The following is a 20,105-nucleotide window of genomic DNA, read 5'->3' as shown; positions in this document are numbered from 1 at the left end:
CGGCGCGGCGCTGAGCATCCTGCTGGTGGTGGCCTCGCTGAGCGGCAACACCCGCGAGCTTGGCCGGCAGATTGCCGAGCGTTGCCGTGCTGCGGGTCATGCCGTGCACTGGCAGGAGGCCGACGATCTGCGCCAGGCGCCTCCCCTGGCGGCCGACGAGGCCGACCTGGTGCTGCTGGGCTGCTGGACCGACAACGCCGGCCGCACGCCAGCGGAGATGAAGGCGTGGGTGGCCAGCATTGCCGAGCGCGGCGAGCGGCCACGGCAGCTGGCGGTGTTCGGCACCGGCGAAACGCAGTGGGGGCAGGAGTACTACTGCGGTGCCGTGCACCGGCTGATCCGCTATTTCCGCAGCGACTACCCGCCGCTGGAGATCGAACAGATGCCGCATGGCGAGCGCCATGCCGGGGCCATCGAGGCCTGGACCGACGAGGTCCTGGCCCATTACTGGAGCACCACCGATGCAGATCATCGACGCCACCACGCCTGAGCAGTTCCAGCAGCTGCTGGCCGAACACCCGCGGGTGCTGGTGGACTTCCACAAGGACCAGTGCCCGGGATGCCGGATGCTGGAAATGTCGCTGCACCGCGTGGCCAACAGCGTGGCGGGGCAGGGCACCACCTTGCTGCGCGTGCAGCTGGAAGTACTGGGTGAGGCGTTCTTCAGGGAACTGGGGCTGCGGCAGACGCCGACGCTCTCGCTGTTCCGTGACGGCGACGAACGCACCCGCCTGGCCGGGTTCCAGTCGCCGCAGCAGATCGAGGCCGCGATCGCGTTGCATCTGTAGCGTGGAGATGCCGGGGTCGGATCCCTTGCCAGCGGCAAGGGCTCTGACCCCCACGCCGCGTAAAGTCATCCATGCATGGCGTGGATCTACTGGGGCAGGACCGACCCCGGCAATTGGCATCACCCGCCGCTGAAGGTATCCACCAGCAGCTTTACGTTCAACACCACGATCACCAGCGCGATCACCCAGGCGATCGCGCCCAGCCAGCGCGGTGCCACCAGCGCCCCCATCGTCACCTTGTCGGTGACGATCCGCACCAGCGGGATGATCGCGAACGGCAGCTGCATGGACAGCACCACCTGGCTCAGCACCAGCAGCTTCACCGCGCCCTGGTCGCCGAACAGCATGATCACCACCACCACCGGAATGATCGCCAGTGCACGCGTGATCAGTCGCCGCAGCCACGGTGGCAGGCGCAGGTGCAGGAAGCCTTCCATCACGATCTGGCCGGCCAACGTGGCCGTCACCGTCGAGTTCAGGCCGGAGGCCAGCAGCGCGATCGCAAACAGCGTCGCTGCCGCGCCGACGCCCAGCATCGGTGCCAGCAGCTGGTGCGCCTGCTCGATGTCTTCCACGTCGAATCGGCCATTGGCATGGAACACCGCCGCCGCCAGGATCAGGATGCTGGCGTTGATGAACAATGCGAGGGTCAGCGCAATGGTGCTGTCGGTCACCGCCCAGCGCAACGCGCTGCGGCGGCCTTCATCGGTACGCGGATAGGCGCGGGTCTGCACGATGGACGAATGCAGGTACAGGTTGTGCGGCATCACCGTGGCGCCGATGATGCCGATCGCGATGTACAGCGCGTGCGGATCGGTCACCACCTGCGCACGCGGAATGAAGCCGCCCAGCACCGCCATCACCGGCGGCGCAGCCATCGCGATCTGCACCACGAAGCAGGCGAAGATCACCATCAGCAGCGCGATCACGAAGGCCTCCAGCGCACGGAAGCCGCGGTTCATCAGCAGCAGTACCAGCAATGTATCCAGCGCAGTGATCACCGCACCCCACAACAGTGGCAGGTCGAACAGCAGCTTCAAGGCGATCGCGGTGCCGATCACCTCGGCCAGGTCGCAGGCGATGATCGCCGCCTCGCACAGTGCCCACAGCGCCAGGTTCACCGGCTTCGGGTAACGCGCGCGGCAGGCCTGGGCCAGGTCCATGCCGGTGGCGATGCCGAGCCGCGCCGACAGCGCCTGCAGGATCACCGCCATCAGGTTGGAAATGAGGATGACCGACAGCAGCAGGTAGCCGAAGCGCGAACCGCCGGCGAGGTCGGTGGCCCAGTTGCCCGGGTCCATGTATCCGACCGAGATCATGTAGCCCGGGCCGAGGAAGGCCAGCAGGCGGAACCACCAGTGTCCCTTGTCGGGCACCGCCACCGAGGCGTTGAGCGCACCCAGGCTGGCCGGAGTGGAGGCCGAAGGGTCGCGGGGCGCCAGGGTGTTCATGGGTCCGAATATAGCTCCTGCTATAGTCATTAGCAATGTGAAACAATCGTCTTTATCGCGTTACTGGTCCAGAATTCAGGTTCAACACCGGAGTACACCGGAAGGACAGGCGCAGGCGTGGGCAAGACCGACGATTCGACATCGCTGAAAAGCACCCCCTTGATCGAGGCCGAGCGCCAGGTCGAGAGCTTCCGGCAGGTACGCGAGGCGCACCGGATGGAGCTGGTGGAGGACTATGTCGAGCTGATCTCGGACCTGCTGGCCGACGGCGGCGAGGCCCGCCAGGTCGACATCGCCACCCGCCTGGGCGTGGCCCAGCCCACCGTGGCGAAGATGCTGCGGCGGCTGGCTCGTGATGGCTGGGTGGTGCAGCGGCCGTACCGAGGCGTGTTCCTGACCCCGGAAGGCGAGGCGCTGGCGCATGCCAGCCGCCAGCGTCATCAGACCGTGGAGCGTTTCCTGCTGGCGCTGGGCGTGGACCCGGATACCGCACGGCGTGATGCCGAGGGTATAGAACACCATGTAAGCGAGCAGACGCTGGCGCTGTTCGAAGCGTTCGTGCGCAAGGCGGAGGGCGGGGCGCCGTAACGGTTGCGTCGGGCCATGCCCGGCGGCATTTCGCGCGATCCTACAATCCAGGCGGGCAGCGTGCGTGCTGCTGCGCGCACGCGCGTTTCGTCCATTCCTTCAACACCGGCTGCAGGCCATCGTAGCGGCGCCCGTGCCAGCCATTGGCAAGTACATTTCCGTCGGCATCAATCAGCACCAGGTTCGGTGGTGCCATCCCGGCCAAGGCCTGCAGTGCCGGCATGCGCGCGGCGCGGCGCGGGTCCAGCACCGGCCACGGCATGTCCTGTGCGTGCATGTAACGGCGCAGTGCGGCCTCGCTTTCATCCAGGCTGACGTACACCACCTCGGTATCGGCGCCCGCTTCGCGCAGGGCATCGCGCACGCTGCGCAGCGTGGGCACGAACGCATGGCACGGTGCACACCAGTCGGCACCGAAATACAGTGCAACCAGTTTCGGTGGCGGCGACCACTGCATCGGCCGCAGCGAGCGCTGTTCCGGCCGCATCAGCGAGGCCGAGACCTGCGCATGCAGGTCCGCAGCCATCGCCGGTGCGGCCAGCAGCACGGCACAGGCCAGCAACAACGCTCGATGCAGCTCAGAACGCATAGCGCAGGTTGACGTACCACGAGCGCGCGAAACGCGGCCCGTAGACATAGTCGCTGTCGCGCAGCGCGCCCACTTCCAGATCCTTCTGGCGCTGATCGAACACGTTCTTGACGCCTGCGGCCACCGACACTTCCTGCTGCGCCTGCGCGCCGATGTGACGTTGCCAGCGCGCACCGAGGTCGGTGACCAGGAATGGCCGCGTGCGGTGCAACTCGCCCAGCCGGTTGTTCAGCACCGACATCGGGCCCGTGTGGCGCAGCGCGACGAAGGTCTCCCACGGTTCGGCGGGCATCCAGCTGAGCTGGGCCAGGCCGGTCCAGCGTGGGGTCTTCAGGTAGTCGCGGCTTTCGATCACGGTGTCGCCACCGTCGCCGGTGTCGTCGAAGATGCGCTGCGGTTCGCGGAAGCGCGAGCGATACCACGAGGCACCGGCGGTCAGGCGCCACCGCGGCGAAGGTTGCCAGCCGAGGTTGGTTTCCGCGCCCAGCACATTGGAGCCGGAGGCGTTGTAGCGCAGTTGGCTCAGTTGCCCGTCATCGCCGCGCTGGATCTCGCCCAGTGCGAAGGTGTCGCGGATACGGGCGTAAGAGGCGGTGGCATCCCAGCTCCAGACCGGATTGGCCGGGTCCGAACGCCAGTCGAAGCCGAACAGAGTGGTCAACGCGCGCTCTTCCTTCAGGCCGTCGATGTTGCGCACACGCACCTGTTCGCCACCCAGGGTATCGACATGCACGTCCTCGACGAAGATCTCCGGCGCACGGAAGCCAGTGGCAACGCCTGCCCGCCACTTCAGGTTCGGCGTGGCCTGCCAGGCCAGCGCGATGCGCGGCGAGAACACCGCGTTGTCCAGCTCCGAGCTTTTGTCCACGCGTGCGCCCAGCACCAGGTCGACGTTGTCGCGCAGGCTCCATTCGTCCTGGATGAAGGCGCCCAGATTGTGGAAAGTGGCATCCTCCAGCACCGCCAGGCGCTGCCCGTCACCGGTGCGGTTGTCGTCGCGCAGCGCTTCGTGCTTGTACTGCACGCCGAAGGCCAGCGCGTGCGCGCCAAGCCGCCAGTTCAACTGGCTGTCGATGTAGTGCAGCGGGTTGTGGGTGCGGCCGTACTGGCGCCATGAACGCGAGGCCGCGCTGCCGGCCACGTTGGGGTCCAGCTGCGACGGGTCATAGCCGGGCGCGGACGGATCGGTGACCACATCACCCAGACCGCCATAGAAGCTGTCACGGTCGATGTCGGCGAAGGCGTAGGCCAGGCGGAAGTCGACGTCGGCATTGATCTCCTGGTCCCACGACACGCTGCCGCGCCGGTACTTCGTATCCAGCGATTCGGCGATGTTGGCCAGGTACTCGGGCTGGTCCAGGCGGTTGCCGCCGCGGCGGGTTTCATCGGTCACCTGCAGGTCCAGGCGCAGCCGCGTGCCCGGCGTGGGCGCATACCAGGCCTGCAGCCCGCCGACCTTGAGGTTCTTGCGGGTGATCTCGGTGTAGCCGTCACCGTTGTAGTCGATGCCGCTGTTCCAGTTGCGCTGGGCGATCACTGACAGGCCAGCGTCTGCGTCCTTGGCCACCAGGTCCAGCCGTACGTCGGCGTTCTTCTGCGGTGTGCCCTTCAGGACATCCACGCCGGCCTGCACATGGCCACCGCTGCGCGCCGGCAGCGGCGGGATCAGGTTGATCACACCGGCAACCGCGCCTGGGCCGTACAGCGCCGACCCGCCGCCCTTGACCACTTCGATGCGGTCGACGAACCCGGCCGGGATCTGTTCCAGGCCGTACACGCTGCCCAGCGTGGACAGCAGCGGGATGCCATCGAACAGCAACTGGTTGTAGGCACCGGGCAGGCCCAGCAGCTGCACTTCACTGGTGTTGCAGTTCTGGCAGTTGCTCTCCACGCGCAGGCCGTTGATCAGCTCGGCGGCACGCGAGAAGTCGGTGGCCGCGCGCAGCGCGATGTCTTCCTTGCGCAGCACTTCGGTGCGGATCGGCACGTCCGACAGCAGGCGTTCGCTGCGGGTGGCGGTGCTGACTTTTACCTGCACCCGATCCAGTTCGGTCGGTTTCGGGGTGGCTGCGACTGTGGGCAGTGGCAGGGTGAGGGCAATGGCGGCAGCCAGTGGCAGGCGGCGAAGGAGGGAAACGGGCATGAGGCGTCGTCCTTGGGGAGGGAGGGCGGCGAGGGCGACCTGGCTGGCGCATATGAAAGCAGTGGCTTATCAATATAGCAAGAGCTATATAACGAAGCCGCAGCAATTCGGTGAGGAGCGCCCATCCAGGTGGATCATGCGTTTGTTATAACATTACATAGAAGAGCCGCAACCCTGCCGGTGGTCATGCACGGAGGATGGCGTTGCCGTGTGGTGCAGGGAGGTGGGGTCAGAGCCCTTTCCTTTGGAAAGGGATCCGGGCAATCGTCAGCCGCGGCGGAACGCGGCGGGGGTACGCGCGCCGACGATGATCATGCGGATCATCGTGGAGATCTGCTCGACCAGCTCCGGATCCTTTTCCGGCGGCAGGTCCATGGCGGTGGCGCCCATCGCGAACACCAGCCGGGTGATGGCCTTGGCCACCAGTTCCGGCGCATGCAGGACCGCGCCGTCCAATGCAGCCAGGCGCACCAGGTCGTGCTGCAGCTCTTCCTCGAAGTAGTGCAGCTCGCGTTCGACCGCGTGCTTGAAGTCGTCCGAGCCGACCGCGCCCTCGCGCAGCAGCACGTGCAGCAGCTTGTCGTCGGCGCGCAGCTGCTCCATGAAGGTTTCCACCGAGACCCGCACCACGCTGCTGGCGGTGGAGGTGGCACGCTGGCGGGCCTCGCCGATGATGGTGCGCAGCGAGCGGCCAGCCGCATCGATCAGCGCCACGGCCAGTTCGTCCATGTCGCGGAACTGCCGGTAGAAGCTGTTCGGCGCGATGCCGGCCTCACGTGCCACTTCACGCAGGCTGAGCGTGGACAGGCTGCGGTGCGGCCCGATCAGTTTCAGGGCGGCGGCCAGCAGATCCTCGCGGCTCACCGTACGGCGGGCCGGGCTGTTGGCATCTTCGGGCGTCGACAGGGCGGTGGCAGCGGCCATGGGGGTTCCGGTGGGGCGAGGCTGAATCATACCCAATCCGGTTCAATATACACATGTATACACAGGTGTATGTGCGCCCGTATAGTTCGCCCATGAGCGCTGTCGTCCGTCCGTCCCTGTTCTCTCCTTACCGCTGGGTCTCGCCGTCGCTGTTCGATTTCTGGGCGGGCCAGCTCAATCCCCTGTGGACCCTGCGCGAGCCTGTGGCCCGCCTGGTCCGCCGCGAGCCGGCCGGCGAGGGCGCGGCAACCCTGGTCCTGCGCACCAACCGGCACTGGGCCGGCATGCGCGCCGGCCAGCACGTCACCCTGGGCGTGGAGATTGAAGGACGCCTGTGGCAGCGCAGCTACAGCCCCACCGCACTTGGCCCGCGCGAGCTGGCGATCACCGTCAAGGCGGTCGACGGCGGCCGGGTCAGCCAGCACCTGGTCAACCATGCGCAGCCGGGCGAGCTGTTCCGCCTCGATGCCGCCTTCGGTGAATTCCATATGCCGGCCGCGGCGCCGGTGCTGCTGCTGGCGGCCGGCAGTGGCATCACGCCGATGCGCAGCCTGTTGCGCGAAGCCTGCCAACGCCCGCTGGCCGCCCCGGTGGATCTGTTCTACTGGGAGCGCAGCGCTGCCCACCTGCAGTTCCGTGATGAGCTGCAGGCATTGGCCGCCAGCCAGCCGAACCTGCGTGTGCACCTGCTGACCACCCGCGAAGGCGATGTACCCGCCGCACGCATCGATGCCCACGACCTGCAGGTGGCCGGCGATGACACCCCGCTGGCGCAGCGCCATGTACTGGCCTGTGGCCCGGATGGATTCGTTGCCGCCGCGCGCGAACGCCTGGCGCACCAGGTCGCCGGTTTCCAGGCAGAAGCGTTCACTCCGCCGGCACCGCTGCGTGACGCCAGCAGTGAAGGGGAGGTGGTGCTGACGCTGGCGCGCAGTGGCCGCCAGCTGAGCGTGCCGCGTGGCAGCTCGTTGCTGGAAAGCCTGGAAGCCCATGGCATCAAGCCCAAGCATGGCTGCCGCATGGGCATCTGCAACACCTGCAGCTGTGACCGCGTCAGTGGCGCCACCCGCCACCTGCGTACCGGCGACCTGCAGTCCGAATCGGCACAGCCGGTGCGGATCTGCGTGAGCGCACCGACCACCGACCTGACCCTGGATCTCTGAGGACGCCTGCCATGACCCGCGCTACCGACCGTGCCCTGAGTACTGCCGAGATGCATGCCTTCGGTGAGGAACTCGACGCGATCCGCGACCGTGTGATCGGCAGCCTCGGCGCCTCCGATACCCGCTACATCCGCCGCGTGGCCGCTGCCGTGCGCTGGTTCGGCGTGGGGGGGCGCGGCCTGCTGTTCCTGGCGGCGTTTTCGCCGCTGTTCTGGATGCCGCTGCTGTGGCCGGCCGCGATCACCGGCACGCTGCTGCTGGCGCTGTCGAAGATCCTGGAGAACATGGAGCTGGGCCACAACGTCATGCATGGCCAGTTCGACTGGACCGGCGACCCCAAGCTCAACGGCAATACCTACGAGTGGGACATCGTTGCCACCGCCGACAACTGGCGCAAGACCCACAATTTCCGCCACCACACCTACACCAACGTGCGTGGCATGGACGATGACATCGGCTACGGCCTGCTGCGGATCTTCCCGGAGCAGCGCTGGAAGCCGTTCTACCTGCTGCAGCCGATCATCGCGCCGATCTTCGCACTGCTGTTCCAGTGGGGCGTGGCCGCGCAGGACCTGCGCCTGGGCCGCTGGCTGAAGGGCCGCATGAGTGCCCGTGCGATGTGGCTGCAGACCCGCCCGGTGGCGCGCAAGATGCTGCGCCAGGTGCTGAAGGACTACGTGTTCTTCCCGCTGCTGGCCGGCCCGTTCTTCCTCACCGTGATGCTGGGGAACCTGGTTGCCAACGGCCTGCGCAACATCTGGACCTACGTGATCATCTTCTGCGGCCACTTCACCGCCGAATCGGAAACCTTCCCGAAGGAATGCCTGCGCAATGAATCGCGCGGCCACTGGTACCTGCGCCAGCTGCGCGGTTCGTCCAACATCAGCGGCGGCTTCCTGATCAACGTGCTGTCGGGCAACCTCAGCCACCAGATCGAGCACCACTTCTATCCGGACCTGCCGGCCAACCGCTATGCGGCCATCGCCAAGGAAGTGAAGGACATCTGCCGCCGCTACGGCCAGCACTACAACAACGGTTCGCTGCCGCGCCAGTTCGGCCAGGTGGTCTGGCGCATCCTGCGCCACGCATTCCCGAGCAAGCCGCGCCGCCTGCCAATGTCGGACATCATGTCCGCACCGGCACCGGCCAACGCGGGCTGATCGACTCAGCCCGCTTTCGCCAGGTCCGCCTGCTCGCGGTCCAGGCGTCGCAGGAACACCTGCATTTCCTTGCGTGCCTGCTGGTCGCCCTTGCTGCCGGCCACGCTCAGCCCGCGCTGCCATGCTTCGCGCGCGGCCTGCGGCTGGCCACTGGCCAGCCAGGCCTTGCCGAGCAGCTTCCACGCCGCTGAATACTGCGGATCAAGCACCACGCAACGGCCAAGATGGGTCGCCGCACGCACCGGGTTGCCGGCATCCAGCCAGCCTTTGCCCAGGCCGAAGCGCAGCAGCGCGCCGTCCTTGCCGGCGGCGAGCATGCATTCCAGAGCCTCGATGTTCATCCGCGCACCTCCACCAGCAGTTCGGCCGGTCCGGGCTGGAAACGGCCGCGATGGAACAGCAGCGGCGCACCGCCGTTCTCGTGTACCTCGATGATGCGACCGGCCAGCAGCAGGTGATCACCCACCGGCCACTGCGCGTGGCGGGTACAGGTGAGATGGGCCACCGCACCGGCGATGCGCGGTGGTGCGTCTTCGTCGTCGTCCAGCAGTGGCAGATCGTCGAAGCGGTTGCGTACCTGCGGATCGGCGAAGCGCCGTGCCAGTGCTTCCTGGTCGGCCGCCAGCACGCTGATCGCAAAGCGGGTGGCGCGCTGGAAGGTGGACAGGCTCTGCGCGTGCAGCGCCAGGTTCCACAACACCAGCGGCGGCTGCAGCGACACCGGCACGAACGAGTTGATGGTCAGGCCGACCGGTTTTCCCTGCGCATCGCGTGCGCAGACGATGGCGACGCCGGTCGGGAAATGGCCGAGCAGCCGCCGCAATGCACGCGGCGGCATCTCGACCGACGGCACCGGGGCCGGAGCGGGGAAGACCCCCGCCCACGGCCCGGCGTACGGCAGTGTCTCGCCGCTCATGAGGCCCGGGCCTGGCGGTAGCGCCGGCCGACCTCGGCCCAGTTGATGATGTTGAAGAAGGCGCCGATGTAGTCCGGGCGACGGTTCTGGTAGTGCAGGTAGTAGGCGTGCTCCCAGACGTCCAGTGCGAGGATCGGGGTATTGCCGGACAGGCCGACGGCTGCACCCATCAGCGGGCTGTCCTGGTTGGCACTGCTTTCCACCTGCAGGCCGCCATCACGATCGCTGGTCAGCCAGGCCCAGCCACTGCCGAAACGGGTCTGCGCAGCCTTGGTGAAGGCGTCCTTGAAGGCATCGAAACCGCCGAGGTCACGATCAATGGCCGCGGCCAGCTCGTCATCGGGCGCGCCGCCGTTGGTGCTGAGCACGGTCCAGAACAGGCTGTGGTTGGCGTGGCCGCCGCCGTTGTTGCGGACCGCGCCGCGCTGCGCCTCGGGCACGGCATCGAGGTTGGCGATCAGCGCCTCGACCGGTTGTTCGGCGATGCCGGCCTGCTCGATGGCGGCATTGAGGTTGTTGACGTAGGTCTGGTGGTGCTTGCTGTGATGGATTTCCATCGTGCGCGCATCGAAATGCGGCTCGAGGGCGTCATAGGCGTAGGGGAGCGGGGGAAGCGAGTACGACATCGAAGCAATCTCCGTGGGGAAGGCCAGGGGGTTGGCCGTGCGGAGATCGTTATCGCACCTCAACATTGGTTGAGGTCAAGAGGCGGGATTGAAATGCGTGCGCGTTTATCGCCTTGATTCTTCCCATCAGCCCCTGCAGGAAAGCTCCCTGCGCTGGTGTGGAGACGGAATCAAAGGCAGGAGCAGGAGCGGAATGGTAGTGCCGGCCGCTGGCCGGCAATCAACGAAGGTCGGGTTGCCGGCCAGCGGCCGGCACTACCAGAACCCGCTTTCCGCACCCTCACCGGCGCGCTGATGCGCTCCCCCCGCCACAACCGATATCAACAAAAGCGCCGGCCGGCGAACCAGCCGCCAGCGCTTTCATCAACTCAACCACTCCTTGCACGCGCCATCCACCTGCTCGCCGCAGGCCTGCTGCATCCGCTGCTGCAACCGCGCGAGCGTCTCCGCGCCCTGGTGCTTGCTGCTCCACGCCTTCAACTGCGCGGCCAGGCGCTCGAAGCGCTGGCGGGTGCGCTGGTGGTAGCCCGAAGGCTGTGCTTCCAGTTCGGCGATCAGCGAGGACGTGGCCTGCTCGATGCGCGGCGCATCGTCCGGCGCCAGCCTGAGCAGGCCCTCCACGTACAGCACGCCCCACTGCACGCGCGTCGCGGGGCCCTGCGCGCCATCGTAGGCACGCTTCAACCACTCCAGCGCCCCGGCGGTGTCGCCACGCTGCTCGGCCAGTTCGGCCAGCTCGGGCATGTAGTAGTACGGCTGCTCGCTGCGCTTCAGTTCGGCCAGTAGCAGGGCCTCGGCACCGGCGTCGTCACCGACCTCGCGCAATGCGTACACCGCGCTGCTGATCGTGGCCTGGCGTGCATGCGCATCGGTGGCGGCGGCATCGGCCGCGGCCACGCGCTGCTTGACCCGGTCCACGAGTGCTGCCGGCAACGCGCCCTTCGGTTGCTGCTGGCGGGCCAGCGAGACTTCGGTCAGCGCGCGCGACAACGCATCGTCGGCGCGGTCGCCGCGTTCGGCATCTGCCCGCTCCAGTGCAACCAGCAGCTGCTGCCCCAGCGTGTTGGACGTGGCCGGGCCCGCGCTGGCCCGCTTTACGAGCTTGGCGCCGGCATAGCCCAGCAGCTCGCGGTTGCGACGGACTTCGGCGGGTTGCGCCAGCACGGCCTGCAGCACCTCGCGCACTTCGGTGGGTGAGGCATCGGGCTTTTCGGCTGTAGCCAGGGCCAGCAGCGCGAAACGGCGCTGCAGGGCGGCGTCGGGTGCGGCCTTGGACAGTTGGCGCAGCACGTCCTGGCTGTTGCGCTCGCCGGCCAGGCGGTTGGCGTCGACCTCCCAGCCGTAGTCGCCCAGCACCTGCCAGTCTTCGGCGGCCAGTCGGTCCGGCGTTGCCAACGCGGTGGCCAGGGTGGCAGCAACAGCACTGCGGCGGCCCGCGGCCACGGTCAGGGCCCGGGTCAGTTCGGCGGCGTCATTGCCACCGGCGACGCGGGTGATTTCGTTGCGTTGCGGGTCCAGCACGATCAGCGTCGGGTAGCCGCGCACGCCGAAGCGCTCGCCCCAGGCCTGCGCACCTTCCTCGTCGCCATCCAGGTAGACAGGCACGAACTTGCTGGTCAGCGCGATGAACGCCGGATCCTTGAACAGGCCGGCCTTGAGCTGGTTGCACGGCGGGCACCAGACCGCGCCCCAGTACAGCAGCACCGGCTTGCCGCTGTCGGCGGCCTCGGCGAAGGCATCGTCGACGTCCCCCTGGCGCCAGGCGATGGAGCTGGCCGGCGCGGGCGCCTCGGCGGAACTGGCGGTGGAAACCGGGGCCGGGGTGCAGGCGCTCAGCGCCGAAGCCAGCAGCAACACGGAAAGCGCGACGCGCATCGGCAGCATCTCGAAGGGCAGGGTGACAGGCCATTGTAGGAACGGCCGGCGCAGGTGCTGATTCAGTTTGCTTATATCGGGCATGTTGCAGGGCATGTGGGCCGGAGCTCAGTGCGGACCAGGATCCGCCCCTGCCGAAGGCGGCGCCGCCCGCACCATCTGCTGGTATACCAGCCCGTTGAACTCGCCGACCTCGCCATCCAGCACGAAGCCATAGCGCAGGTAGGTCGGCACCGCATTGAGCGAGGCACGCACGGTCAGCACCGGTTCGCGCACCTGCGGCAGCACCGCCTCGAACAGCGCATGGCCGATGCCTTGGCCCTGGCAGGCGGGATCGACGAACAGCATCGCCAGGTGCCGGCCCTCCTTCAGTTCGACCACGCCGACCACGCGCGCATCCTGCTCGGCCACCAGGATGTGGTTGTCACCCTGCAGGCGCGCGGCGAACGCATCGGCTGCAGCGACACTGCCGAAGGTGGCGATGCCGGCCGCGCCGAGCGACGGTGCCACTGCCTCGTTGAACGCGGCCAGGCACACCGCACTGATCGCAGGCAGGTCATCGACATGAGCGGGGCGGATCTTCGGCATGCAGCGTTCTTCCTGTGGTGTGTGGCGTGTCATCGTCGCCGGGTACCTGCACGCTAAGCTGGTGGCATGAGTGAATTCAATCCCGCCTACGCATCGTTGTTTCCGCAACAGGGACTGAGCCTGGGCCTGATGACGCCCGTTGCGGCGCACGGGCTGGCCGATCCGCGCGAGGCGCGGCGCATCGCACGGCTGGCCGACGATCTTGGCTTCGCCGCGTTGTGGACGCGCGACGTGCCGCTGATGGTCCCACAGGGACCAGACGCGACAGCGAGTGCACTGGACGATCCGTTCCTGTGGCTGGGCATGCTGGCGGCCGCGACCGGGCGCATCGTGGTCGGCAGCGCAGCGATCGTGCTGCCGTTGCGCCAGCCGTTGCAGGTGGCGAAGTCGGCACTGAGCCTGGACCGGATCAGTGATGGGCGCTTCGTGCTGGGCCTGGGTTCGGGTGACCGCCCAGAGGAGTTCGCCGCGTTCGGCGAGGACCTGGAGGGCAGGGCGGCGACCTTCCGTGAGCGTTGGTCGTTGCTGCGCGCGGCGCTGTCCCCCGATACGAACGAACGGGCGACCGTGCTGGAGGCGACCGGCGGCTTCGATGTGCTGCCCGCGCCGGCCACGCGCATCCCGATGCTGGTGGTGGGCACGGCACGGCAGAGCCTGCAGTGGATCGCGCGCGAAGCCGAGGGCTGGGCCACCTATCACCGCGAGGAAGCTGCGCAGGAGGGACGGATCGGCCTGTGGCAGCAGGCGCTGGTGCAGCGCGGTGGGCCAGGCAAGCCGTTCGTGCAGTCGATGCTGCTGGACCTGCAGGCCGATCCGCAGGCGCCGGCCGAGCCGCTGCCGCTGGGCCTGAAGGTGGGCCGCGATGGCCTGCGTGACTACCTGCTGCGCGTACATGCGCAGGGCGTGGCACATGTGATGTTCAATCTGGTCGACAACGGGCGGCCGATGGATGAAGTGCTGCGCGAGATCGGCGAGCAGGTTCTGCCGCATATGCTCCGGTAGGTGTCCACCTTGGTGGACACGCTCTTGCCGTTGCGCTCGCTGAACTGCTGATGCTCTCCTTCAGCTGCCGAGGCATAGGCAGTCGAGCATGGCTCGACTCTACAGGGATCGCGCATCTGCGTATCATTCGCATTTGATACCCGATGCCGGAGCCCCGCGTGACCCAACGTTCCCCCATGCACCCGACCGGACGCCTGTTCGCGGCGGTCGCTTTCATCGAGGCCGTGACCTGGGCCGGCCTGCTCATCGGCATGTGGATGAAGTACGGCCCGATGGCCAACGTGGCACTGGTCAAGCTGTTCGGGCCGCTGCACGGCGTGGCCTTCCTGGTCTACGTGGCGGTCACCCTGTTCGCGGCGATGCGCCTGCGCTGGCCGTGGTGGGCCAGTGCCCTGGCGCTGCTGGCGGCGATCCCCCCGCTGGTGACGCTGCCGCTGGAGTGGTGGTTCAAGCGCCGTGGCCTGTTGGGCCTGCTGTTGGGGGACTTAGAGATTGAGAAAGGGGAAAAAACGGGATGAAACGGGATGAAATGGGACGAAAGCCCCGCGCCCCAAGCGTTCTGCTCGTTGAGTGGCCTCTATCGATAGATAGAGCTCGGTTTGCGAAATGCGCCCAGCCTGAGCCATTTGGACATCAGAAATGCGAAACGGCCGCCATCACTGGCGGCCGTTTGACTTGCGTTCAAAGGGGCTTCAACGGGCTGGCGGCCCGTCTGGCGGATCGCATGTGTTCTGCAGGCAATCCTCCAGGCCTCTCAGCCTGACCAGCACCTGATCGAGCTGCTCCTGGCTGAGGTACTTGAGGGATGGAGCCCCCAGGCGGAACAGATCCCTCTCAACCTCCCGCTGCCACCCATAACGAGCAGCGAGATCCTGAATTTCATAGCGTGCGCGAGCGCGGCGCAGATGCACTGGCATTGCCGGCGCAGGGTCCGAAAGCCTTGTCTCCCAATGATTCCGAGGCACAGCGTCCTGCAGAATTGCCCTCAACCTACTTACCAGCTGCCGCTGCTCCTGCATCCTTAGCCCCTGTTCCGATCATCCCGACTGTCTGCTTGGCAAACGGTCTTACGTCCGCTTCCGGCAGTCCCTTTTCCAGCAGCTGCGCCAGCAGAACAAGCGCCTCGCCGTACTGGGCCGGGGCCAGCACAGCATCCGCGTCATCAAGCGCCTCCTGGAGCAGTTGCGCGGCGATCTTCACAGACGACTGGCTCACTACCTGAGACTGCCGCAAGTCATTGTTTTGACGCGGAATCGCGCCTGCATCCAGTCGCTCATCGCCTGAGCCTGTCAGCAGCCAATTGGCGTTCCAGCCCTGCTGGACCAAGACCCCCAGGCACTCCGCTCCAATCTCTCTCAGGCCGCGCTCGAAGCGGCCATAGGTGTTCTTCGACACCCCAATCAGGGTGGCCATCTCCCCCTGAGTCCTCGACCCCCGAACGGTTGCCAGTCGCGCGCCTATCGACACCCATTCGGGTTTCGCTCTTTCCTCGCTGGAAGTGCGAATCAAGTTTTCTGCGTGATTCATCGTTTCGCACTTCCCATAAGTATTTGTTTCATAAAGACAGAATCCCGAAAACACCCATTTGTGTCGTCACTGACCAAGTGCGAAACACGTTTGGGTGTTGACAAGCACCCAAATGGGTTTAGCATCTGCCCCGTAGTCATCGCTCAAATGACAGGTACGAAATGTCAGCAACGAATACCCCGAGAAAAGCCAGTCCCGCTAAGGACTGGCATGCCGCCGACATCGTAGCGGCGCTGCATCGCAAGGAAATCTCTCTGCGGCAGATCGCGCTACTGAATGGCTACACCAACGGGGCGAGCCTGAATCCCGCTCTCCGTCGGCCGTACCCCCAAGCCGAGGCTCTGATTGCAGAGGCACTCGGAATGGAACCCCAGGCCATCTGGCCCAGTCGGTACGGCGCCGACGGTAAGCCGAACCGTGGCCCAGGGGGTCGCAAACCGCTGCTACCCCCTGGTGCAAAGCCTAGCAGCCTGCGGACAGGCCGCAATCCACAAATTGGCGCCCCGCAATGAATAGCGCCTCTATCTACCGCTTCCCCCAGGCGCACAGGCGCCCCCACCGAGCAGGAGACGCAAGGATGAATCGTCAGCCCAGCCAACCCTATGACTTCTTTTTGACCCCACGCCCGTCGGCCCAGGTCAACGGCACCATGGACTACCGCAAGTCCGTCAGCGTGCTGGTCGGCCAGATGCTGGAGGCAGCGCACGCTGCAGGCCTGGACCGGCACGAAGTAGCCGCCCGCGCCAGCCGCCTGACCGGCCAGAACGTCTCCAAGGCGATGCTCGACGGGTACACCGCGCCCAGCCGGGGGACATTCAACATTCCCCTGTGGGTTGCCCCTGTGCTGGAGGTGATCTGCGGCGGGACGTTGCTGGCTGAGTGGCAGGCCCAGGTCATTGGTGGTCAGCTGCTGCTCGGCGCCGAAACCCTGGACGTGGAAATCGGCCGCGCCCACCGTGAGCGAGTCGTTGCCAACCAGCGCCTGCGCCAGCTGCATCGCCTGAGCGCGAGGGCCTCCTGATGGCGGACGGCAACATGCCCACACGCTCGATGCTGGATCTGGCCACCCTGGCCAGCAGCCTGGGCAAGACCAAGCGAGCCGTCGAGATCCGCGCCAAGCGCGAGAACTGGGCGTTCGAGGAAAAGGCGACTCGGGGTGGCCGTCGCCGCCTGTATTCCGTTGATGCGCTGCCGCCGGACGTACAGGCCGCAGTTGTGATCGCCGGCCAGGTCAGTGAAAACCCGCAGCGCGCTGTGGTGGTTCGCCAGGCCAACGTCGATTCCATCGCGTCCGCATGGAAGCGCTACGAAGCCGTGCCGCAGCATCTGAAAGACGAAGCCGCGCGCCGCCTGCGCGCCCTGCAAGCGGTTGAGGCGCTGCAGGCAGCGGGTCATCCCTTGATGGCCGCGCGCCAGATCGTCGCCACTCAGATGCAGCGCGACCAGGCCGGCGGCGTGAGCGTGGCCAGCCTGGGCCGCTGGGCGGCACTGGTCGCCAACGCGGAGAGGCAGCACCGCTTGGCGCTGCTGGTGCCAGCGTATGCCGCGACCAAGGCGAAGGCTGAGATCCATGCCGAGGCCTGGGACCTGTTCAAGGCGGACTATCTGCGCGTCGAGGCCCCCAGCGCACAGAGCTGCTATGACCGCCTGCAGCGCATCGCCGTCACCAAGGACTGGCCAGCATTGCCCTGTGCCAAGACGTTTACCCGCCGTGTTGAGGCAGAACTGCCCCGCGCCGTGCTGGTGCTGGCCCGCGAGGGCCAGGAGCGATTCAACCAAACGTTCCCGGCTCAGGAGCGCGACCGTAGCGTGTTCCACGCCCTGGAGGCGGTGAACAGCGACGGCCACAAGTTCGACGTGTTCGCACGTTGGCCGGACGGCACGGTTGCGCGCCCCATCATGGTGGGCGTCCAGGATCTCTACAGCGGCAAGCTGCTTGGCTACCGCATCGCCGAAACCGAATCCTCGGACCTTGCACGCTTCGCGTTCCGTGACGTGATCGAGCGCTATGGCATTCCCGGCAAAGTCTGGCTGGACAACGGTCGCGGCTTCGCCTCCAAGATGCTGACTGGCGGCACTGCGAACCGCTTCCGCTTCAAGGTGAAAGAGGACGATCCGACCGGCCTGTTGACGGCGATGGGGTGCGAGATCCACTGGGCAACCCCATACCACGGCCAGGCCAAGCCCATCGAGCGTGCGTGGCGCGACCTCTGTGACAGGATTGCCAAGCATCCGGCATTTGCCGGCGCCTACACCGGCAACAAGCCCGACGCGAAGCCGGAGAACTACGGCAGCAAGGCCATTCCGCTGGATGAGTTCGTGCGTGTCCTCAATGAGGAAATTGCAGCTCACAACGCCCGCGAAGGCCGGCGCACGCGCACGGCTGCAGGTCGCAGCTTTGATGTCGCCTTTGAGGCCAGCTATGCACAGGCCACGATCCGCAAGGCATCGCCTGAGCAGTTGCGGGAAATGCTCCTGTCCACGGACGTGGTCACCTGTGACCGCCGTGATAGCAGCGTGCGCCTGTCCGGCAACCGCTACTGGAGCGATGCAATCGCCCCGTTTGCAGGCCAGAAGGTGATGCTCCGCTTTGATCCGGAGCATCTGCACCAGGCTGTGCATGCGTACACGCTGGCCAACGTCTACATCGGCCAACTGGACTGCATCGCCGCTGTGGGCTTCGCCGATACCGGCGCGGCTCGGGAACACGCCAGGGCCAAAAAGCAGTATCGCCAGGCCGCCCGCAAGCAGTTGGATGCTGAGCGCCGGATGGAAGCGGCCAGCGTTGCCAACCAGCTCCCCGCACCGATGCCCGAGTCGCTGCCGCCCGCAGGCGTGGTCGCCCCGCTGTTCGGCCGTCGCCAGTCGCCGCGCCTGCAGGAAGCCGAACCGACCGAGCGCCTGCGCACTGGCACCGACGACAACGAAAGCGCGTTCGTGTCCCTGATGGACCGAATGCAGGCCCAGCAGCGCAGGAACAGCCTGTGGACCACGCCTGATGGAGAGGCCTGATGCAGACCAATCCTGCAACCGGCTACCAGCGCCGACAGGCCTACCTCCAACGCATCCGCAATGAAGGTTCCCACCCACTCCGACACCAAGCCCAAGCCCGATTCCGATCCGGCGTAGACACCCGGACCAACCCGAAAGCAACAGCAGCAGGCGGCGGCATCGCCCGCCGCAGATCGAAGCTCGCCGCGCTCAAACGTCAGCCCCTTCCACCCGTTGCCCCGCTGCACCCGCACCAATCCAAGGAACCCAACACGATGAATCTGGCCGTCACCTCAACCACCCCTGAAGAACTGAGCCCGGAGCAGCTCGCCGATCTGCGCGACCGTCTGCGTATCACCCTGGAGGAAGACAAGAATCTGAGCCAGGCCCGCCTGGCCAAGGAATCGGACATCAGCAGCGCCACGCTGTCGCAGTTCCTGGGCGGCACTTACGCTGGCAACCAGCAAAACGTGGCTCGCAAGCTGGCCGGTTGGCTCAATGTCCGCGATGAGCGAATCAGTAGCGGCAAGCTGCCGGAAGGCCCTGAGTTCGTCACCACTCCGACCAGCGAGAAGCTGCGCGCCGTACTGCAGTACGCCCACATGGCAGGCGACATCGCGGTGATCGCTGGCGGTGCGGGCCTGGGCAAGACCGTCACGAACAAGCGGTATGCAGCAGTGAGCCCGAACGTCTGGCACGTCGAGCTGACCCCGGCCACGGGTGGCGTGCTTACCTGCCTGCAGGAAATTGCAGCAGTCATGGGCCTGCGCGACCTGGTCAACACCGCCGCCTACATCCAGCGGGCCATCTTCCAGAAGGTGCGCAACACCAGTGGCCTGCTGATCCTGGACGAAGCACAGCACCTGACCGTGCAGGCCTTGGACATGGTACGGGCCATCAACAACCAGACCAGCATCGGCCTCGTGTTGTGCGGTAATGATCGCGTCATCACTCAGATGACCGGCGGCAACCGCGCACCGTTCTTGGATCGCCTGTATAGCCGGGTTGGCAAGCGCCTGGTCATTCACAAAGTGGTCAAGGGTGACGCCGACGCGATCATTGATGCCTGGAACATTGCCGACGCCGGTTGCCGCGATCAGATCCGCCAGATCGCCGACCTTCCCGGAGCACTCCGCGTCCTGAACAAGGTGCTGCGTCTCGCCTCGATCTACTCCCAGGCGAAGAACGAGCGGATTTGCTGCGAGTCCATCCGCTACGCCGCCAAAGAACTGGGCGTGATGGTGTGACCACATCTATTTCCCACCTGACAGCGGACCTGGTTTCTGCAGTGGGCGGCATCGCCAGGCTGGCGTCACCCGAAGCCCTGGCAGCCCGCTGCCTGATCGTCCAGCGCTGCTACGCGCTGGCCACCCCATTTGATTCGCTGACCATCGGCCAGTTGCTGCAGTGGAGCAATGAAGCCATCGCAAGTGCCGCTCAAACGACCCATACCGACAACCAGGAGCGTCTCCCGTGAACACCACCGACAAGAACCGCACCGCCATCCAGCATCAGCTGACCGCCGCACTGGAGGCCATCAATGCCCTGGCCGACAAGGGCCTCACGGCTCGTTCCGTCTCGATCACGGGCGCCCGGCCCGTGATCGTGATTGACCGCCCGCGCGGCGACTCGCTGGTGGGTGCCCAGCACATCCGCGAGCGCAAGGGCGAGCTGGTGACCCGCACGAAGATGGCGACGCCCTTCCACGGCTGCCAGGTGGAGTGGGACGTGTGCCAGTCCACCTCGACCGGCGGACTGCACTGAGCAAGACGCC

At 66.5% G+C, this 20,105-nt stretch carries 23 protein-coding genes; 13 read left to right on the top strand and 10 right to left on the bottom strand.

What is annotated here, in order from left to right:
- Window positions 1–22: 22 nt before the first annotated feature.
- Window positions 23–490, top strand: a complete 468-nt coding sequence (locus ACUZUJ_RS12820; RefSeq protein WP_119006977.1) for a flavodoxin — start codon at window positions 23–25, stop codon at window positions 488–490.
- On the top strand, window positions 462–788 hold the full coding sequence (locus ACUZUJ_RS12815; RefSeq protein WP_005409967.1) for a thioredoxin family protein: 327 nt from the start codon (window positions 462–464) through the stop codon (window positions 786–788). The genes ACUZUJ_RS12820 and ACUZUJ_RS12815 overlap by 29 nt, the downstream gene beginning before the upstream one ends.
- A 119-nt stretch (window positions 789–907) precedes the next feature.
- Here the strand turns inward: ACUZUJ_RS12815 and ACUZUJ_RS12810 are convergent, their stop codons facing one another.
- The gene (locus ACUZUJ_RS12810) at window positions 908–2,239 is read right to left on the bottom strand and encodes an Nramp family divalent metal transporter (protein ID WP_164117271.1); all 1,332 of its coding nucleotides are present in this window, start codon (window positions 2,237–2,239) and stop codon (window positions 908–910) included.
- Between the two features lie 117 nt (window positions 2,240–2,356).
- Here ACUZUJ_RS12810 and mntR point away from each other — a divergent pair, with 117 nt between their 5' ends.
- Window positions 2,357–2,827: a manganese-binding transcriptional regulator MntR gene (gene mntR, locus ACUZUJ_RS12805; protein ID WP_014037494.1), complete on the top strand. Its 471-nt coding sequence runs from the start codon at window positions 2,357–2,359 to the stop codon at window positions 2,825–2,827.
- Between the two features lie 40 nt (window positions 2,828–2,867).
- Here the strand turns inward: mntR and ACUZUJ_RS12800 are convergent, their stop codons facing one another.
- The 3 genes from ACUZUJ_RS12800 to fabR all read right to left on the bottom strand — a co-directional run bounded on the left by ACUZUJ_RS12800 (window position 2,868) and on the right by fabR (window position 6,483).
- Window positions 2,868–3,416: a thioredoxin-like domain-containing protein gene (locus ACUZUJ_RS12800; RefSeq protein ID WP_101765629.1), complete on the bottom strand. Its 549-nt coding sequence runs from the start codon at window positions 3,414–3,416 to the stop codon at window positions 2,868–2,870.
- Complete coding sequence (locus ACUZUJ_RS12795; RefSeq protein WP_458220549.1) at window positions 3,406–5,559, bottom strand: TonB-dependent receptor plug domain-containing protein; 2,154 nt, start codon at window positions 5,557–5,559, stop codon at window positions 3,406–3,408. Before ACUZUJ_RS12795 ends, ACUZUJ_RS12800 begins: the two co-directional genes overlap by 11 nt.
- A 267-nt stretch (window positions 5,560–5,826) precedes the next feature.
- The gene (fabR, locus tag ACUZUJ_RS12790; RefSeq protein ID WP_100472925.1) at window positions 5,827–6,483 is read right to left on the bottom strand and encodes an HTH-type transcriptional repressor FabR; all 657 of its coding nucleotides are present in this window, start codon (window positions 6,481–6,483) and stop codon (window positions 5,827–5,829) included.
- A 92-nt stretch (window positions 6,484–6,575) separates the two neighbouring features.
- Between fabR and ACUZUJ_RS12785 the strand changes: the two genes are divergently transcribed.
- On the top strand, window positions 6,576–7,646 hold the full coding sequence (locus ACUZUJ_RS12785; RefSeq protein ID WP_197622225.1) for a ferredoxin reductase: 1,071 nt from the start codon (window positions 6,576–6,578) through the stop codon (window positions 7,644–7,646).
- A gap of 11 nt (window positions 7,647–7,657) precedes the next feature.
- Complete coding sequence (locus tag ACUZUJ_RS12780) at window positions 7,658–8,806, top strand: fatty acid desaturase family protein (protein ID WP_197588479.1); 1,149 nt, start codon at window positions 7,658–7,660, stop codon at window positions 8,804–8,806.
- A 5-nt stretch (window positions 8,807–8,811) separates the two neighbouring features.
- Here ACUZUJ_RS12780 and ACUZUJ_RS12775 read toward each other — a convergent pair whose 3' ends face one another.
- The 5 genes from ACUZUJ_RS12775 to ACUZUJ_RS12755 all read right to left on the bottom strand — a co-directional run bounded on the left by ACUZUJ_RS12775 (window position 8,812) and on the right by ACUZUJ_RS12755 (window position 12,811).
- On the bottom strand, window positions 8,812–9,147 hold the full coding sequence (locus ACUZUJ_RS12775; RefSeq protein ID WP_005409958.1) for a tetratricopeptide repeat protein: 336 nt from the start codon (window positions 9,145–9,147) through the stop codon (window positions 8,812–8,814).
- The gene (locus tag ACUZUJ_RS12770; protein WP_101765626.1) at window positions 9,144–9,722 is read right to left on the bottom strand and encodes a flavin reductase family protein; all 579 of its coding nucleotides are present in this window, start codon (window positions 9,720–9,722) and stop codon (window positions 9,144–9,146) included. The genes ACUZUJ_RS12775 and ACUZUJ_RS12770 overlap by 4 nt, the downstream gene beginning before the upstream one ends.
- A complete protein-coding gene (locus ACUZUJ_RS12765) occupies window positions 9,719–10,348 on the bottom strand; it encodes a superoxide dismutase (protein ID WP_101765625.1) in 630 nt (209 codons plus the stop codon). Before ACUZUJ_RS12765 ends, ACUZUJ_RS12770 begins: the two co-directional genes overlap by 4 nt.
- Before the next feature lie 363 nt (window positions 10,349–10,711).
- Window positions 10,712–12,232 carry a thioredoxin family protein gene (locus tag ACUZUJ_RS12760; protein WP_049444604.1) on the bottom strand — a complete coding sequence of 507 codons (1,521 nt, stop codon included), beginning with the start codon at window positions 12,230–12,232 and terminating at the stop codon, window positions 10,712–10,714.
- A gap of 99 nt (window positions 12,233–12,331) precedes the next feature.
- Window positions 12,332–12,811 (bottom strand): GNAT family N-acetyltransferase, encoded by a 480-nt coding sequence (locus ACUZUJ_RS12755; protein ID WP_049444606.1) that lies wholly within the window; start codon window positions 12,809–12,811, stop codon window positions 12,332–12,334.
- Window positions 12,812–12,877: 66 nt separating this feature from the next.
- Between ACUZUJ_RS12755 and ACUZUJ_RS12750 the strand changes: the two genes are divergently transcribed.
- Both ACUZUJ_RS12750 and ACUZUJ_RS12745 read left to right on the top strand, forming a co-directional pair.
- Window positions 12,878–13,813 (top strand): TIGR03571 family LLM class oxidoreductase, encoded by a 936-nt coding sequence (locus ACUZUJ_RS12750; RefSeq protein WP_101765622.1) that lies wholly within the window; start codon window positions 12,878–12,880, stop codon window positions 13,811–13,813.
- A 176-nt stretch (window positions 13,814–13,989) separates the two neighbouring features.
- A complete protein-coding gene (locus ACUZUJ_RS12745; RefSeq protein WP_458220555.1) occupies window positions 13,990–14,331 on the top strand; it encodes a DUF3817 domain-containing protein in 342 nt (113 codons plus the stop codon).
- A gap of 472 nt (window positions 14,332–14,803) precedes the next feature.
- Here ACUZUJ_RS12745 and ACUZUJ_RS12740 read toward each other — a convergent pair whose 3' ends face one another.
- A complete protein-coding gene (locus tag ACUZUJ_RS12740) occupies window positions 14,804–15,226 on the bottom strand; it encodes a hypothetical protein (RefSeq protein ID WP_197586720.1) in 423 nt (140 codons plus the stop codon).
- A gap of 275 nt (window positions 15,227–15,501) precedes the next feature.
- Here ACUZUJ_RS12740 and ACUZUJ_RS12735 point away from each other — a divergent pair, with 275 nt between their 5' ends.
- The 6 genes from ACUZUJ_RS12735 to ACUZUJ_RS12710 all read left to right on the top strand — a co-directional run bounded on the left by ACUZUJ_RS12735 (window position 15,502) and on the right by ACUZUJ_RS12710 (window position 20,095).
- On the top strand, window positions 15,502–15,852 hold the full coding sequence (locus tag ACUZUJ_RS12735; protein WP_197586721.1) for a helix-turn-helix domain-containing protein: 351 nt from the start codon (window positions 15,502–15,504) through the stop codon (window positions 15,850–15,852).
- 65 nt (window positions 15,853–15,917) lie between these two features.
- Complete coding sequence (locus ACUZUJ_RS12730; RefSeq protein ID WP_197586722.1) at window positions 15,918–16,361, top strand: hypothetical protein; 444 nt, start codon at window positions 15,918–15,920, stop codon at window positions 16,359–16,361.
- Between the two features lie 14 nt (window positions 16,362–16,375).
- Window positions 16,376–18,352, top strand: a complete 1,977-nt coding sequence (locus tag ACUZUJ_RS12725) for a transposase domain-containing protein (protein ID WP_197586723.1) — start codon at window positions 16,376–16,378, stop codon at window positions 18,350–18,352.
- The gene (locus ACUZUJ_RS12720; protein WP_510468046.1) at window positions 18,352–19,578 is read left to right on the top strand and encodes an AAA family ATPase; all 1,227 of its coding nucleotides are present in this window, start codon (window positions 18,352–18,354) and stop codon (window positions 19,576–19,578) included. The genes ACUZUJ_RS12725 and ACUZUJ_RS12720 overlap by 1 nt, the downstream gene beginning before the upstream one ends.
- A 41-nt stretch (window positions 19,579–19,619) precedes the next feature.
- Complete coding sequence (locus ACUZUJ_RS12715; protein WP_197586725.1) at window positions 19,620–19,808, top strand: hypothetical protein; 189 nt, start codon at window positions 19,620–19,622, stop codon at window positions 19,806–19,808.
- Window positions 19,805–20,095: a Kil protein family gene (locus ACUZUJ_RS12710; RefSeq protein ID WP_197586726.1), complete on the top strand. Its 291-nt coding sequence runs from the start codon at window positions 19,805–19,807 to the stop codon at window positions 20,093–20,095. The genes ACUZUJ_RS12715 and ACUZUJ_RS12710 overlap by 4 nt, the downstream gene beginning before the upstream one ends.
- The last annotated feature ends 10 nt before the right edge of the window (window positions 20,096–20,105 follow it).

Source organism: Stenotrophomonas sp. S4 (assembly GCF_054187805.2).
The sequence above is the reverse complement of the archived record's forward strand: the minus strand, read 5'-3'. Positions and strand labels throughout refer to the sequence as shown.